General features: G+C 48.3%; 16 protein-coding genes. 6 read left to right on the top strand and 10 right to left on the bottom strand.

Features of this window, described 5'->3' with window-relative positions:
- Positions 1-4: 4 nt before the first annotated feature.
- A complete protein-coding gene (locus tag ACV7NC_RS06875) occupies positions 5-1,342 on the top strand; it encodes a peptidoglycan DD-metalloendopeptidase family protein (protein WP_458154774.1) in 1,338 nt (445 codons plus the stop codon).
- A 103-nt stretch (positions 1,343-1,445) separates the two neighbouring features.
- Positions 1,446-2,546, top strand: a complete 1,101-nt coding sequence (locus tag ACV7NC_RS06870; RefSeq protein ID WP_458154773.1) for an anhydro-N-acetylmuramic acid kinase — start codon at positions 1,446-1,448, stop codon at positions 2,544-2,546.
- A gap of 28 nt (positions 2,547-2,574) precedes the next feature.
- On the opposite strand, the gene erpA is transcribed toward ACV7NC_RS06870, so the two are convergent.
- The 9 genes from erpA to leuS form a co-directional block, all read right to left on the bottom strand.
- On the bottom strand, positions 2,575-2,919 hold the full coding sequence (erpA, locus tag ACV7NC_RS06865; RefSeq protein ID WP_458154771.1) for an iron-sulfur cluster insertion protein ErpA: 345 nt from the start codon (positions 2,917-2,919) through the stop codon (positions 2,575-2,577).
- Between the two features lie 55 nt (positions 2,920-2,974).
- A complete protein-coding gene (locus ACV7NC_RS06860; RefSeq protein ID WP_458154770.1) occupies positions 2,975-3,436 on the bottom strand; it encodes a bactofilin family protein in 462 nt (153 codons plus the stop codon).
- A gap of 12 nt (positions 3,437-3,448) precedes the next feature.
- Positions 3,449-4,177 (bottom strand): DUF6776 family protein, encoded by a 729-nt coding sequence (locus ACV7NC_RS06855; protein WP_458154769.1) that lies wholly within the window; start codon positions 4,175-4,177, stop codon positions 3,449-3,451.
- A gap of 126 nt (positions 4,178-4,303) precedes the next feature.
- Entirely contained in the window at positions 4,304-5,332 is a 1,029-nt protein-coding gene (argC, locus tag ACV7NC_RS06850; protein WP_458154768.1) for an N-acetyl-gamma-glutamyl-phosphate reductase, read from the bottom strand.
- 96 nt (positions 5,333-5,428) lie between these two features.
- Entirely contained in the window at positions 5,429-5,821 is a 393-nt protein-coding gene (rpsI, locus tag ACV7NC_RS06845; RefSeq protein WP_458154767.1) for a 30S ribosomal protein S9, read from the bottom strand.
- A 1-nt stretch (position 5,822) separates the two neighbouring features.
- On the bottom strand, positions 5,823-6,257 hold the full coding sequence (rplM, locus tag ACV7NC_RS06840; RefSeq protein WP_458154766.1) for a 50S ribosomal protein L13: 435 nt from the start codon (positions 6,255-6,257) through the stop codon (positions 5,823-5,825).
- 82 nt (positions 6,258-6,339) lie between these two features.
- On the bottom strand, positions 6,340-7,383 hold the full coding sequence (holA, locus tag ACV7NC_RS06835) for a DNA polymerase III subunit delta (protein WP_458154765.1): 1,044 nt from the start codon (positions 7,381-7,383) through the stop codon (positions 6,340-6,342).
- 24 nt (positions 7,384-7,407) lie between these two features.
- Entirely contained in the window at positions 7,408-7,920 is a 513-nt protein-coding gene (locus tag ACV7NC_RS06830; RefSeq protein ID WP_458154764.1) for an LPS-assembly lipoprotein LptE, read from the bottom strand.
- A gap of 18 nt (positions 7,921-7,938) precedes the next feature.
- Positions 7,939-10,539 carry a leucine--tRNA ligase gene (gene leuS, locus ACV7NC_RS06825; protein ID WP_458154762.1) on the bottom strand — a complete coding sequence of 867 codons (2,601 nt, stop codon included), beginning with the start codon at positions 10,537-10,539 and terminating at the stop codon, positions 7,939-7,941.
- Between the two features lie 148 nt (positions 10,540-10,687).
- Here leuS and ACV7NC_RS06820 point away from each other — a divergent pair, with 148 nt between their 5' ends.
- From ACV7NC_RS06820 to ACV7NC_RS06810, 3 genes are read left to right on the top strand one after another with little or no spacing between them, the layout of a single operon-like run.
- On the top strand, positions 10,688-11,539 hold the full coding sequence (locus ACV7NC_RS06820) for an HlyD family efflux transporter periplasmic adaptor subunit (RefSeq protein WP_458154761.1): 852 nt from the start codon (positions 10,688-10,690) through the stop codon (positions 11,537-11,539).
- On the top strand, positions 11,536-12,705 hold the full coding sequence (gene devC, locus ACV7NC_RS06815; RefSeq protein WP_458154760.1) for an ABC transporter permease DevC: 1,170 nt from the start codon (positions 11,536-11,538) through the stop codon (positions 12,703-12,705). Before ACV7NC_RS06820 ends, devC begins: the two co-directional genes overlap by 4 nt.
- On the top strand, positions 12,705-13,382 hold the full coding sequence (locus tag ACV7NC_RS06810) for an ATP-binding cassette domain-containing protein (RefSeq protein WP_458154759.1): 678 nt from the start codon (positions 12,705-12,707) through the stop codon (positions 13,380-13,382). The genes devC and ACV7NC_RS06810 overlap by 1 nt, the downstream gene beginning before the upstream one ends.
- Before the next feature lie 69 nt (positions 13,383-13,451).
- Here ACV7NC_RS06810 and ACV7NC_RS06805 read toward each other — a convergent pair whose 3' ends face one another.
- Entirely contained in the window at positions 13,452-13,658 is a 207-nt protein-coding gene (locus ACV7NC_RS06805) for a dodecin (protein WP_458154758.1), read from the bottom strand.
- Positions 13,659-13,736: 78 nt separating this feature from the next.
- Between ACV7NC_RS06805 and ACV7NC_RS06800 the strand changes: the two genes are divergently transcribed.
- On the top strand, positions 13,737-14,522 hold the full coding sequence (locus ACV7NC_RS06800) for a M48 family metallopeptidase (RefSeq protein ID WP_458154756.1): 786 nt from the start codon (positions 13,737-13,739) through the stop codon (positions 14,520-14,522).
- Positions 14,523-14,529 lie beyond the last annotated feature (7 nt).

Genomic DNA, 14,529 nt, shown 5'->3' with positions numbered 1-14,529 from the left:
ATAGATGCTATATACGTCTATTAGCAGTAAACAAAGGATTCTAGCTCAAAAATCATCAAAACTAACAAAAAAATCAATTCGCTGGCTGGTGGCTTTATCCAGCATCCCGCTCTTCGGCATAGTAACGGCATTCGGAATTGCACCTAACTCTCCTTCATTCGGTAGTGTCCAAGTAGAAGAAGTAGTTCTTGATCTTGATTTGTCGATACCGGATGCATTGGCCGAAGCACAAGCTAATCAAACCTTTTGGCGTCAGGAAAGTATCCGTCGTGGCGATACCATTGCAAGCATACTTAATCGCTTGGATGTCAGCAGTCAGGATTCCACCGATTTCCTCCAAGCGGCACGTGGCAGCCGCGCTATGCGTCAACTGAAGCCAGGAAAAACCATCTATGCTCAGACAACCGCTGAGGGCGAATTATTATCGCTGCGTTATTTTTTCGGTAACGAAGAGCTGTTTCTGATGGAAAAAACGGATGATGAGTTTAAGATGACCGAGCAGTCTATTGAGCTCGATAGTCAAATTCATATGAAGTCCGGCGTAATCACAAGCTCGTTGTTTGCAGCCACCGATAATGCCGGTATTCCAAACAATATCGCGATGCAGTTGACTGAAATCTTTGCTTCGGAAATCGATTTTTATCGCGATTTGCGCCAAGGCGATCGCTTTACCGTTGTCTATGAAACATTCTCAAATAATGGTCGGCGGGCAAAAACCGGGCAGGTATTAGCCGTTGAGTTCGTTAACAAGGGAAAATCCCATCAGGCAGTTTATTTTAAATCATCGAATGGCGCAGATGGATATTACACACCTGAAGGCGACAGTCTGCGCAAAGCGTTTCTGTTGTCACCGCTTGCTTTCACGCGCGTGAGTTCCGGTTTCACTAATGCTCGTTTTCACCCGATTTTGAGAGAATGGCGTGCTCATCGCGGTATCGACTATGCCGCACCGACAGGAACGCCAGTGAAAGCTACGGCAAGCGGCATTGTCGCTTTCTCCGGATCGCAACGCGGTTATGGTAATCTGGTGGTGTTGAAACATAACGGGAAATACGAGACTGCGTACGGTCATTTATCTCGCTTTGCATCAGGATTATCAAAGGGTAAGAGAGTCAATCAGGGGGACGTGATTGGATATGTCGGCTCTACCGGTATGGCAACCGGTCCTCATCTGCATTATGAACTACGTGTCGATGGTGTGCAGCGGGATCCGACGAAAGTGATGCTGCCAACAGCGCCGCCGATTGCTAAACGGGATTTGAACAATTTCCAGAAAGAAGCACAAACGTTGGTTGCGCGCCTCAATATCATGCGTAGCATCCAGCTGGCCGCAATCGAATAATCAATTGGAAATCTGACGAGTTGGCGATGTTTCTCATCGCCAGAATCGGCAATAACCTTATGAAGGATTACCGGACTCTGTTATTCCTCAAATATTAAGTTAGTTGGAATCCACTTTTTACATCGGCATCATGTCAGGTACCAGCCTTGACGGCGTGGATGCTGTTTTAGCGGATTTTAAGGGTAACTCCCCGGCGCTGTTGCAAACCTACTTTCAGCCTTATGATGATGCACTGAAAGAGCAATTGCTGGCGCTCCATCAATGCGGAAATGATGAACTGCATCGCGCGGCAATTCTTGGTAATCAGTTATCGCATTGTTATGCGCAGGCGGTTACAGGTTTACTGAAAGGCGTGGGAATCAATTCAAAACAGATAGCAGCTATTGGATGTCATGGACAGACGGTCCGTCATTGTCCGGAAAAAACCAGAGGCTATACGATACAACTGGTTAATTCTGCGTTACTAGCTGAGTTGACCGGGATTTCTGTGGTTTCCGATTTTCGCAGCCGAGATATTGCTGCCGGTGGTCAGGGAGCGCCATTGGTTCCCGCTTTTCATCAGGCTGTATTCATGCATGCTAGTAGTCCTCGCGTGATCGTCAATATCGGCGGCATTGCTAATATTACTCGGCTGCATTCCAGATTGCCGGTGATAGGTTTCGATAGCGGGCCAGGAAATTTGCTAATGGATGCGTGGTGCTTGCAGCATACCGGGAAACATTATGATGGTAATGGGTGCTGGGCAGCTAGTGGGCATGTGATCCCAGCTTTGCTGGATACTTTACTGGCAGACCCTTACTTTGAACGCAATCCGCCTAAAAGCACCGGCAGGGATTGGTTCAATCTTGAATGGCTGCAACAGAAAATTTCGGGGAGTGAACCACCGGTAGACGTGCAGGCGACACTGCTGCAATTGACTGCTCATTCGATAGTTGCGGCGGTTGTTGACAATTGCCCGGATACGGAAGAAATCTATGTGTGCGGCGGTGGTGCTCACAATACAGCGTTGATGAAAGGTTTGACCGATCAGCTGCCTGGGCGAAAGGTCGAGAAGACCGATTTGCTTGGTGTCGCTGCCGATTGGGTTGAAGCTTTTGCATTTGCGTGGCTGGCGCAGCGAACCCTGCTACGGGAGACCGGGAATCTGGCATCGGTGACCGGTGCAAAAGGCGATAGAATTCTGGGTGCAATTCATCCTGCCTGAATAGCGGGTGATTCCAATCACACTCGTATCACACGGAGAATGACGACCCGCACCCGCAAGTACTAGTGGCGCCAGGATTCTTTATAATGAACTGCGCGCCCTGCAAATTCTCCTGATAGTCAATTTCGGCGCCAATCAAATACTGAAAGCTCATAGGGTCAACCAGCAGTTTTACACCGTTTTTTTCCATCACGGTATCGTCTTCATTGATTTGTTCGTCGAAAGTAAAACCGTATTGAAATCCCGAGCAACCGCCACCACTGACAAAAACCCTGAGGTTAAGATTATTGTTACCTTCTTCGTCGATGAGCTGTTTGACTTTGGTAGCCGCGTTTTCGGTAAAATTAAGTGGTGCATTGATTTGTGTATTCATATACGTTTACAGTCCTGTAGATGAAAATTATTACTGGTTCAGCTCAAAGCGAGCGTTATTTTGCAACTGTTTCTGTGGGAGTTTGCTGCTGATCGGTTGCAGCAGGAATTAATGGTATCATTTTATCCATATTTTTTGCATGATCGCTTTCCTGAGAATGCTGATGAATCATTTTTCCCTGAACGGAAGCGCCCAAATGGATTTCCAGCAGACCGTACTGAACGTCTCCATAAACTTTGGCGTTTTCTTGTAATTCCAGATAAATTGGCGCATGAACAGGGCCGTTGACTGTACCGTTAATTACAACGTTAGCAACGCTGATTTTGCCGGTAATACTGCCTTCATTACTAAGAACTAAGGTATCGTGTTCGTCACCTGTGGCGATGACATTACCGGTGATATGTCCGTCAATCCGCAAGCCGCCGGTAAAATGAATATCTCCAGTCAATTTGGTATTTGCACCAATTAAAGTATCAATATGGTGATGTAACTGGTTTTTCTTTTTTCTGCCGAACATGTTTTATCTCCTTCACAAGGCCGGTGGCACGGTTTCGGTAAGAATGGCTTTGCTGCTGCCTTCTTTAAAAACTTGTACTTGTATATTTTCAACGCTGGTATCCGGCGGAACTATAAAACTTTCTTCCAGTCGATGCAGAAATTTGAATTCAACTGGAAAACTACGATGGGAGTTTTTATTGACTAAAGGGATAAGCTTACTCTGCCCATTTTGGGATAATTTAACTTGAAATTTAAGACTGCCTTTGAAATCATTCGGGCGCTCGCCACTTTGAATCAAAGTTAATGCATAGCGGTATTTTCCCGGGATCTGAGTTTCTTTTAAGCTGAACTGATAAATAGAGATCCCGTTTTTGGCGTTATTTGCAACAAGGTGTTGGAAGAAAGCTAATTTTTCTTTGAGTTGATCGTTTTCTTGCGCTAGAGATTTTACTTGTTCAGTAAGATTCTGATTGGCGGTATTGCCGATTTGTAATTGCTGGGTCAATTCACCGATTTGTGTACACAACTGACGTTTCTTTGTTTGCCGGCAAACTCCGGGATCGAATGAATAGCCGGAATTTTCTTCACTGACGTCTATGAACGTGCTTTCAGAATGCTTGCCGGTTTCGTACATAGCCCAGGCCAATAAAAAAATGAGTGAGCTGCTGACGATGCCTACGGCAAGATAAAATTGCCAGGTACGAAATGGCCTGACAACAACACGAGGAATTCTTGTTTTTTGTGGAGAAGTAGTGCGCACCGGACTTGCTTGATTTATAGATTGATGTTTTGTTGTTCATAGAGCACATCCGGCCATTCAAGCCGGATGCTCTGAACATCTTACCGCAATCAAGTCAGAAAAACAGATTTTGTTAACTCTGCAAAGTTACGGCAGTAAAGGAATCTGCTGAATACCGAGCGATTCCGGCAGATTAAACATGATATTCATATTTTGTATTGCCTGTCCTGCTGCGCCTTTGACGAGGTTATCAGTGACTGACAAAATCACGGCAGTGTCGCCATTTTGTGGCTGGTGTACCGCGATACGGCAAAGATTCGAACCTCTGACGGACCGGGTTTCAGGGTGTTTTCCCGCCGGTAATACATCGACAAAGGTCTCATTCTGATAACGTTGTTCGTAGAGGGCTTGCAAATCAACTTTTTTGGTAAGTCGGGCGTAAAGTGTTGCATGGATTCCGCGTATCATTGGTACGAGGTGCGGAACAAAAGTCAAACCTACCGGGTGTTTAGCGACGTTCGACAGTCCTTGTTTAATTTCAGGGAGATGTCGATGACCAGGCACGCCGTAGGCTTTGAAGTTATCGCCTGCTTCAGCCAGTAATGTATGAACTTCTGCTTTTCTGCCGGCACCGGATACACCCGATTTGACATCAGCGATCAGGTGATCAGTGTCAATTGCTTTTGCCTCAATGAGCGGTAAGAAACCGAGTTGCACTGCGGTGGGATAACAACCTGGATTAGCGATTAACCGGGCATTTTTAATTTGCTCCCGGTTAATTTCTGGAAGTCCGTAAACCGCCTCAGCCACGAGGCCTGGGCAAGCATGTTGCATACCGTACCATTTTTCCCATTCGGAGACATTTTTGATCCGGAAATCCGCTGCAAGATCAATAATTTTAACACCCGATTTAAGCAAGGATTCCGCTTGCTGCATTGCAATTCCATTGGGTGTGGCAAAAAATACCAAGTCGCATTTATTCAGCTTCGCATTTGCGGGATCACTGAATTTGAGATCGATATGCCCTCTGAGATTGGTAAATAACTCGGAAACCGCCATTCCCGCTTCGTTACGCGATGTGATTGCCTTAATTCTTACTTTGGGATGAAGTGCCAGCAACCGCAGCAACTCGACCCCTGTGTAGCCTGTACCTCCGACAATGCCTACGTTAATCATGATGGCTCCTGTATTTTTTAAGGTTCATTTTGCAACGTATCAATAAAAAAAGCCGCCTTTAATGAGGCGGCTTTAAGAACCCAAATGCAAATAAAATTATCGTTTAGAGAATTGTTTACGCCGTCTTGCTTTACGCAAACCAACTTTTTTTCTCTCCACTTCCCGCGCATCCCGAGTAACCAGGCCAGCTTTGCTCAAAGTAGATTTTAAAGTCGCATCATAATCAATGAGTGCTCGCGTGATTCCGTGCCTTACTGCACCTGCTTGACCGGATTCACCACCGCCGTGGATATTTACCCTAATATCAAATGATGTAAGATTATTTGTTAATTCCAGTGGTTGTCTGACAATCATACGTCCGGTTTTCCGGGAGAAGTAATCATCAATCGGTTTGTCATTAATGATAATCACGCCTTTGCCGGGTTTTATGAAGACACGAGCCACTGCACTTTTGCGACGGCCAGTTCCATAATTAAATTGGGTAGTCATATTAGGCTCTTACTTCGAGTGGTTTAGGTTGCTGAGCTGCATGCGGGTGCGAATCTCCAGCATACACTTTAAGTTTTTTTAGCATTGCATAACCCAGCGGTCCTTTCGGTAACATCCCTTTAACCGCTTTCTCTAGCGGTCTGGCCGGAAAACGGGCATGCATCTTCTTGAAGCTGGTTGCATAAATCCCGCCGGGGTAACCGGTATGGCGATAATAAATTTTATCGTCGGCCTTATTTCCGGTCACACGTAATTTGTCTGCATTGATGACAATAATATAATCACCGGTGTCAACGTGCGGTGTATAGATCGGTTTGTGCTTACCGCGTAAACGATGGGCAATTTGTGATGCGAGTCTGCCCAGTACTTTGTCAGTTGCGTCAATAACAAACCAATCATGATTGACCTCGTGTGGTTTGGCTGAAAATGTTTTCACGAAAACCTGCCCTGCTTATTCAAAAGAGTCGGGAATTCTAAGATAGACATTCATAAAAGTCAAATTTGCGACAGCCGTTGATTCATTCTTTGGGATGCTGTCTACTTTCTACCATTAAATTGCTACGGTCAATAAAAGGTAAACCTAATTGTAATAATTCATCCCAGACATCACCTTGGGCGATGCCCTTGATGATGCGGTCAATATGCGCAGCTCGGCATAGTTTGTGCAATAAGGCATGCGAACTGGTGCGTTTGGCAGCGGTTAAGAAGATTTTCTGGCGCTCACCCCAAATTCTGGCTTTCAGTAATAGTTGATCCGGAGATTGGCCGCTGTTCAGTCCTTTGCGTATAGTGATGAGCTGACGGATTTGCTCAGTTAAGGTGACGAGAATTAGCAATGGAGCGGTTCCTTCTTCTTGCAATCCTGACAGGATGCGATGGTAACGGATGCTATCCCCGGATATCAAAGCATCTGCTAATTGGTAGACATCGTACCGTGCAACATTCAGCACGACATCCTTCACCTGATCGAATGACAGATCGCCGTTCGGGTAAAGTAAAGCGAGCTTCTGCATTTCCTGATGGGCCGCCAGCAGATTTCCTTCTAATCGGTCAGCAAGAAACTGCAGCGTTGCCGGGGTGGTTTTTTGGTGTTGTCTGGCGAGGCGTTGACTGAGCCATTCTGGTAGCTGGTCACGATCAATTGAGTAAAGAGGGACGAATATACCGGTGGATTCGAGCGTTTTAAACCACTTGCTCGCTTGGCCTTGTTTATCGATTCGTGGCAGCGTAAACAGTGTTATGGTGTCTGGCGGCAACGCTTTGCAATAAGCTTCAATAGCTTTACTGCCTTCTTTGCCAGGTTTTCCAGATGGGATACGGATGTCGATAAATTTCCGGTCGCCAAATAGTGAGCGGTTATTGCACGCACTCAGGAGATCGGACCAATTGAAGTGCTGATCAACGGTAAAAAGTTCGCGCTCGGTATAGCCATGCGCGCGCGCAAAGGTACGGACTTGATCCGTGGCTTCCTGGATCAGCAGCGATTCATTGCCGGAAAACGTATAGAGCGATGTGGATTGATTCTTAAGAGTCTGCGTTAACTGCTCGAGTTTGATGCGCATCACATGCCTCGCAAGTGTAAACGATTATTGTGAGCTCTCGGCAGGTGCTTTATAGGCGGATAATCGCCAGATGATCTGCTGCAATGCGTCGCTTTGCATTTCTTTCACGAGTAACTGCTCTTCCCCTTCTTTAGCGAGAATTTGCGCATCCAGGAACGGCAGGATACGAGTCAAAGCAATTTCAGTATTCGGCACGATCTCGATGCCACGCTGATCCAATACCCGGTAAATCACGCGGTAGATCAAATTAAAATCGCGTACGCGCCCACCCCCCGACAGAGACAGAATCGCTCGTTCGTTCACCGCACTGATGATATCCAGCGTGGCTTCGGCTTCTGCTCGGGTGGCTGCCAATTTGGTCGTCGATGAATTTTTTATCAGGCGCTCCATTTCCATTCCGATGGTATGACCGTCCGGTGCAGTAACGTACATCGACTTAAACGGTAATGGCGAGATTTGACCACGGAGTTTGAACCCGCAGGCGGTTAGCAAACATAAAACGATCAAACTAATTAATGGCAGCGTATACAGTTTCATGGCTTAAAGAAAATAAAATTAGACAACGATATTGACCAATCTGCCGGGTACAACGATGATCTTCTTGACCGATTGTCCTTCAATGAACTTCTGGACATGCTCGTTAGCCAACACAGCACGTTCAATCGCTTCTGTCTCGGCATCTTTTGAAATACTGATTTGTGCGCGCAATTTGCCATTGACCTGCACGATCAGCTTGATTTCGTCTTGTACCATTGCTGCCGGATCGGCTTGCGGCCAGGGTTGATCAGATAATTCGGTACCCGGTTTCAGCGCATGCCACAATTCATGGCAAATATGCGGAACGATTGGAGAAAGCAGTAACACGATGTTTTCCAACGCTTCCTGCATCAGGTTGCGGCTTGCAGCATCCGAATCCTGACATTTTGCTAGGCTGTTCATCAATTCCATCACGGCGGCGATGGCGGTATTGAACGTATGACGCCGCTCCAGATCGTCAGTTACTTTGACAATAGTTTGATGCAGTTGACCGCGTAGTGTTTTGAGTTCCGGCGGCAATGCCGCATGGAGATCGGGATCGACTGTGACCGCGCCATTTTGCAAATGCACATATGCTTGTCGCCACAAGCGCTTGAGAAAACGATGTGCACCGTCGACGCCAGCATCCGCCCATTCCAAAGTTTGTGTCGGTGGGCTCGCGAACATCATGAACAAACGCGCAGTATCGGCACCGTATTCATCCACCAGTTTCTGCGGATCGACACCGTTATTCTTGGATTTGGACATGGTGCCAATGCCACCGGATTCGACCGGCTGGTTGTCGGTTTGTAATAATGCGCCACAACGCTTCCCTTGCTCATCGAATTGCAATGTGACTTCCGATGGATTGTAGTAGGTGATGCGGCCACTCTCGGCTTTGCGGTAGAAAATCTCGTTTAGCACCATGCCCTGTGTCAGCAAATTGGTGAATGGCTCGTCAAGCGACAGCAACCCCATGTCGCGCATCACCTTGCTCCAGAAACGCGAATACAGCAAATGTAAAATAGCGTGTTCGATGCCGCCGATGTATTGATCGGCAGGCAACCAGTAATTGACACGTTCATCGGTCATGGCCTGATGTTGATCCGGACAAGCGTAACGTGCGTAATACCACGAGGAATCGACAAAGGTATCCATGGTATCGGTTTCCCGGCGCGCAGCTTTGCCGCATTTCGGGCACGTGCACTCATAGAACGATGGTGTTTTGCCGAGCGGATTACCGGAACCATCGGGTACCAAATCCTGCGGCAGCACCACCGGCAATTGATCGTCTGGCACCGGCACCACGCCGCAAGTGCCGCAATGAATCAACGGAATCGGACAGCCCCAGTAGCGCTGACGGGAAATACCCCAATCGCGGAGACGGAATTGTACGCGCTTGTTGCCCAATCCTTTTTGCTGCAATGCCGCGGCGATGGCATCGACCGCTTGTTGAAAATCCAATCCGGAAAACTCACTGGAATCGAAGGTGATGCCATGCTCGACATACGCTTCGGTAAGCGGCAGTTGCAATTCACTTTCGATTGGTTTGATAACTGCTTTGATCGGCAATTGGTATTGCGTAGCAAACGCAAAATCGCGTTCGTCATGGGCCGGAACCGCCATCACTGCGCCTTCGCCGTAACCCATCAACACGTAGTTGGCGACCCAGACCGGTAATTTTTCACCATTCAGCGGATGAATCACGAACAAGCCGGTATCCATGCCTTTTTTTTCTTGCGTGGCGAGATCGGCTTCTTTGGCGGAGCCGAGTTTGCATTCCTGGATGAAAGCTTGCAGCGCGGGATTGTTTTGGGCGGCATGCAGCGCGATCGGATGCTCGGCAGCGACGGCGACATAGGTGGCACCCATCAATGTGTCGGCGCGGGTGGTAAATACTTTCAGGTCTTGCGGCGTACCGGATTCGCGGTCGGCAGGGAAGGTGATGTCGACACCGTAGCTTTTACCGATCCAGTTGGCCTGCATGGTTTTGACGCGCTCCGGCCAGCCGGTTAACGTCTCCAGCGAGGACAGTAATTCATCGGCGTACTGGGTGATTTTCAGGTAGTACATCGGAATCTCGCGTTTTTCCACCGGCGCGCCGGTGCGCCAGCCGCAACCGTCGATGACTTGCTCGTTTGCCAGTACCGTTTGATCAATCGGATCCCAATTGACCGTGCCGGTAGTCTGGTATGCCAGGCCTTTCTCCAGCATGCGTAAAAACAGCCACTGATTCCAGCGGTAATAGTCCGGATCGCAGGTGGCGATCTCGCGATCCCAGTCGATGCTCAGCCCCAGGCTTTTCAATTGCTTGCGCATATACGCGATATTGTCGTAGGTCCATTTGGCCGGCGATACATTGTTTTGCATCGCCGCATTTTCTGCCGGTAAACCAAACGCGTCCCAACCCATTGGTTGCATAACGTTGTAACCTCGCATCCGGCGGTAACGCGACAGTACGTCGCCGATGGTATAGTTGCGTACATGCCCCATGTGCAATTTGCCCGACGGATAGGGAAACATCGACAAACAATAGTATTTGGGCTTGCCGGAGTCTTCGACGGCTTTGAAAGCGGCCGTTTGTTCCCAATATTGCTGGGCTTTCTTTTCAATTTCCTGGGGGTGATATTTTTCTTGCATGGCAGTGATTTTTTTCTGTAAATTGGCTGATTATACTGCTATCCGGCGCGCTTAGTCTCTTTCAATCCATCGTCTCAATAAAAGTATCATGCGAACTCACCCGTTACAGCGAAGCTTATTTTGCTGTTTTGTTATTATCAGTTGTCTTTTGTTCTACGTCAGTGCATCGGCGGATACGGCTGCGCCAGCGGACTGGAATCATGGAGTCGGCGCTTTAGGCCGGATCGAGCCGCGTTCCCGGGTCATCAAGGTTTCTCATAATGCCGGACCGGAAGGCGCCCGCGTGCAACAGTTGCTGATCCAAGAAGGTGAATTGGTGAAATCCGGCGATAAACTGGCGATTCTTTCGGATCATGCTAAAAGAAAAGCGGAAGTAGAAGCTGCCAGAACCTTTGTATCGGTTCTTGAAGCGCAATTGAAAGCGGAAAAGCACTCGCTGGTTTTCAACCAAAGAGAATTCCAACGTTACCGGTCGTTGCAACAAGATGTCGCCACCAGTGAATCGCAAGCCGATAGCAAGCGTTTGGCATTGCAACAATCCGAAACGACGATACAACGCTTATCCGCTGAAATCGCCAACGCCCGCTTCAAACAAAACATCGCCGAAGCCGAACTCGAAAATGCGTTTATTTATGCACCGATCACCGGCACCGTTTTGAAAATCCTGACGCGCCCCGGCGAGCGGATTAAGGATAGCGGTTTACTGGAAATGGCGGATTTAACACAACTGGATGTGGTTGCGGAAGTTTATGAAGCCGATTTGTTGCAAATAAACCCAGGACAGCAGGCCTTAGTCAGTGCGATCGGCTTGCAGCGGGCTTATCAGGCACAAGTCAGGGAAATCGGTTTTCAGGTGAAAAAAAATGATCTGAACGATACCGATCCTTTGGCGGATATCGATAATCGCATTGTCGAAGTCCGTTTGACGTTGGAAACAGAAGCTGTCGAGGCGCTACGCCATCAGATTTTCCGGCAAGTCAAAGTGCGCTTTGTGCCATGAATCTCGTGAGCTGGTGCTATTTTCCGGCGCGTCTGGCATGGCGGCAACTGGTGTTTGACCGCACCAAACTGATCGCCGCGATTTTCGGCGTGATGTTCGCGTGTGTGCTGGTGTTCATGCAACTGGGTTTTAGGGATTCCTTGTACGATAGCGCGATATCCGCACCTCTAAGATTAACGGGCGATTTGTTTTTGATGCACAAGCAGACAGAAGCGATGTGGCGTCCGGTCAAATTTCCGCGCCGTGAACTGATGCGGGTGCTGGGGCATCCGGCAGTGGCTGAAGTGACTCCCGTGTATTTGTCGCTTGCTTCGTTCAAGAACATTGAAACTCAGGTTAAGCGAACGCTGATGGTGTACGGTTTTGATCCTGATGCGAATATATTCGATATCGCCGGAATTCAAAACCACCGCGTTGCATTGCGTGTTAAGGACACGATTTTATTCGACGAATATTCCCGCCCTGAATTTGGACCGATGCGGCAATTGCTCGAGACAGGCCGAACTATCACCGAGGTCAATGATTACAAAGTGAATGTAATCGGGTTATTTCGCCTCGGTGTATCCTTTGCGGCTGACGGCAATATCGTTACCAGCGATCTCAATTTCATGCGCATTTTTCCCAATCGCAATCATCATGCGATTGATCTGGGCGTTATCAAGCTGCATTCCGGCGCGGCGATTGCGCAGGTGCAAATGGAGCTTAGCCGTCAACTGAACGAATTTGTCGATATTTTTACCTACGAAGAGTTGTTGAAACATGAAAAGGATTACTGGGCGGATATGGCGCCGATCGGATTCATTTTCGGTTTCGGCACGATCATGGGATTGGTTGTCGGCCTTGTGATTGTTTATCAGATTCTTTTTACCGACATTGCCAATCTGCGCTATGAATTCGCCACACTGAAAGCGATGGGATACGAGCATGGCTATTTTATCCGGGTAGTATTTGCCTCGGCGTTTTTTCTGGCAGTACTCGGATTTGTTCCCGGTCTGATTCTGTCAACGGCTTTATATCATCTGGCGGAATCGCAGATTTTCATGCCCATGCCAATGACTTTCAGCAAGCTCGGTACGGTGTTTTTATTTATTCTATCCATGTGCACAATGGCTGGGCTGCTGGCCATTCGCAAACTGAAAGCCGCTGATCCGGCGGATATGTTCTGATGACCGGCATTATCGACGTTCAGCATCTCAATTTCAGCTTCGGCAGCGGTGAAATAGAACGCCCGGTATTAAAGGACGTTACGCTGTCGATTAACAAGGGTGAAATCGTGCTGATGACCGGACCATCCGGTTCCGGTAAGACGACATTTTTAACCATCGTCGGCGGTTTGCGCCAAGCTTGCCACGGTAGTGTGCACGTGCTGGATCAGCAACTGGTTGGCAGCGATGAACAGGTTAGGATTAAAATCCGGCAGCAGACCGGATATATCTTTCAGCAACATAACCTGCTTAAGGCATTGACGGCGTTGCAAAACGTCAGTATGACCTTGGAAATGCGCGATGCCATGTCAGAGCAGCAAAGACTCGACCGGGCGGCAGCGATGCTGGAAGCGGTTGGTCTGGGCGACCGGATGGATTATCGGCCCGAACAACTTTCCGGTGGGCAGCGTCAACGGGTTTCGATTGCCAGAGCGCTAGTCGGGCAACCTAAAATCGTCCTGGCTGATGAACCGACAGCTTCGCTCGATAAACAAAGCGGTTACGAAGCCGTCGGAATTTTGAAAAGACTGGCAAAAGAATCGGAGACAACCATATTACTGGTCACGCACGATTACCGAATCCTGGACATCGCCGATCGCGTGGTGGAACTGGAAGACGGCGTGATTCGAAATGCGTAATTAGGCATGGTGCGTGATAGATGAAACATTACTTGTGGCAACCTCAAGCAAAAGGTTGCAGCAGCCTGACTAGTCCAAGCGAAAACCGATTTTTAGTTTCACCTGGAAATGCGCAACTTTGGCATCCACGATATGACCGCGAGTTTCCACGACTTCAAACCAATCCAGATTATGCAAGCTTTGCCCGGCTTTTGCGATGGCTTGATGAATTGCGTCGTCGCTACTTTTCGTCGATGAGCCGACAATTTCAATCACTTTATAAACATGATCGCCCATTTTGAAATTCCCCTTTTATGTTGTTGGAAAAAACGTTATATCATATTTCCGGCGATTATTTTAATGGAGCAGTTTGCTATGAAGTTCAGATGGGTTGTTGTTTTGTTGATACTAATTACGTTATCCGCTTGTGCTACGACTCCGACCGGACGAAGCCAACTGGCATTCATGCCGGATGCCGAGTTGGACGCCATGGGATTGCAAGCGTTTACCGAAATGAAGAATGAGAAACCGATGAGTCAGGATACGCGCGAGAATCAGTTTGTGCGTTGCATCACCGACGCCATTACGCGTGAAGTCGGCGGTGATTGGGAAGTCGCTGTGTTTGAGGATAAGTCATTGAATGCATTTGCATTGCCCGGCAAAAAGATTGGCGTTCACACCGGTTTAATCGATTTGGTGGATAATCAGGATCAATTGGCTTCGGTGATAGGTCATGAAATCGGCCATGTATTGGCGAAACACAGTAATGAACGGATGTCACAGAAACTGGGCGCGCAAATCGGCATGTCAGTGATTGCCGCGATTGCTGCGCCGCGGACGCCGATGGGCCAAACCGCCATGGGTCTGCTCGGTGTCGGCACGCAGTATGGTGTGCTGATGCCGTTCAGCCGTTTGCATGAAAGCGAAGCGGATTTGATCGGAGTCGAATTGATGGCGAAAGCGGGTTTCAATCCGGCTGAGAGCATTACGCTTTGGCAGAAAATGGCGCAAGCCAGTCAAGGCTCGCAGACGGCTGAATTTTTATCGACCCATCCTTCGCACGAAACTCGCATCGATGACTTGCAGGAATTAATGCCCAAAGCCACGGCACTGATGCAACAAGCCCGCGCCGCCGGGAAAAAACCGGATTGCAAGAAATAGCGGGTTA

The organism is Nitrosomonas limosa (assembly GCF_054188085.1).
The sequence above is the reverse complement of the archived record's forward strand: the minus strand, read 5'-3'. Positions and strand labels throughout refer to the sequence as shown.

Coding starts and splice junctions, on each gene's coding strand:
- ACV7NC_RS06810 (WP_458154759.1), top strand. CDS start 12,705: ATGACCGGCATTATCGACGTTCAGCATCTCAATTTCAGCTTCGGCAGC.
- rpsI (WP_458154767.1), bottom strand. CDS start 5,821: ATGACTACCCAATTTAATTATGGAACTGGCCGTCGCAAAAGTGCAGTG.
- devC (WP_458154760.1), top strand. CDS start 11,536: ATGAATCTCGTGAGCTGGTGCTATTTTCCGGCGCGTCTGGCATGGCGG.
- ACV7NC_RS06875 (WP_458154774.1), top strand. CDS start 5: ATGCTATATACGTCTATTAGCAGTAAACAAAGGATTCTAGCTCAAAAA.
- erpA (WP_458154771.1), bottom strand. CDS start 2,919: ATGAATACACAAATCAATGCACCACTTAATTTTACCGAAAACGCGGCT.
- argC (WP_458154768.1), bottom strand. CDS start 5,332: ATGATTAACGTAGGCATTGTCGGAGGTACAGGCTACACAGGGGTCGAG.
- ACV7NC_RS06805 (WP_458154758.1), bottom strand. CDS start 13,658: ATGGGCGATCATGTTTATAAAGTGATTGAAATTGTCGGCTCATCGACG.
- leuS (WP_458154762.1), bottom strand. CDS start 10,539: ATGCAAGAAAAATATCACCCCCAGGAAATTGAAAAGAAAGCCCAGCAA.
- ACV7NC_RS06860 (WP_458154770.1), bottom strand. CDS start 3,436: ATGTTCGGCAGAAAAAAGAAAAACCAGTTACATCACCATATTGATACT.
- ACV7NC_RS06830 (WP_458154764.1), bottom strand. CDS start 7,920: ATGAAACTGTATACGCTGCCATTAATTAGTTTGATCGTTTTATGTTTG.
- holA (WP_458154765.1), bottom strand. CDS start 7,383: ATGCGCATCAAACTCGAGCAGTTAACGCAGACTCTTAAGAATCAATCC.
- ACV7NC_RS06800 (WP_458154756.1), top strand. CDS start 13,737: ATGAAGTTCAGATGGGTTGTTGTTTTGTTGATACTAATTACGTTATCC.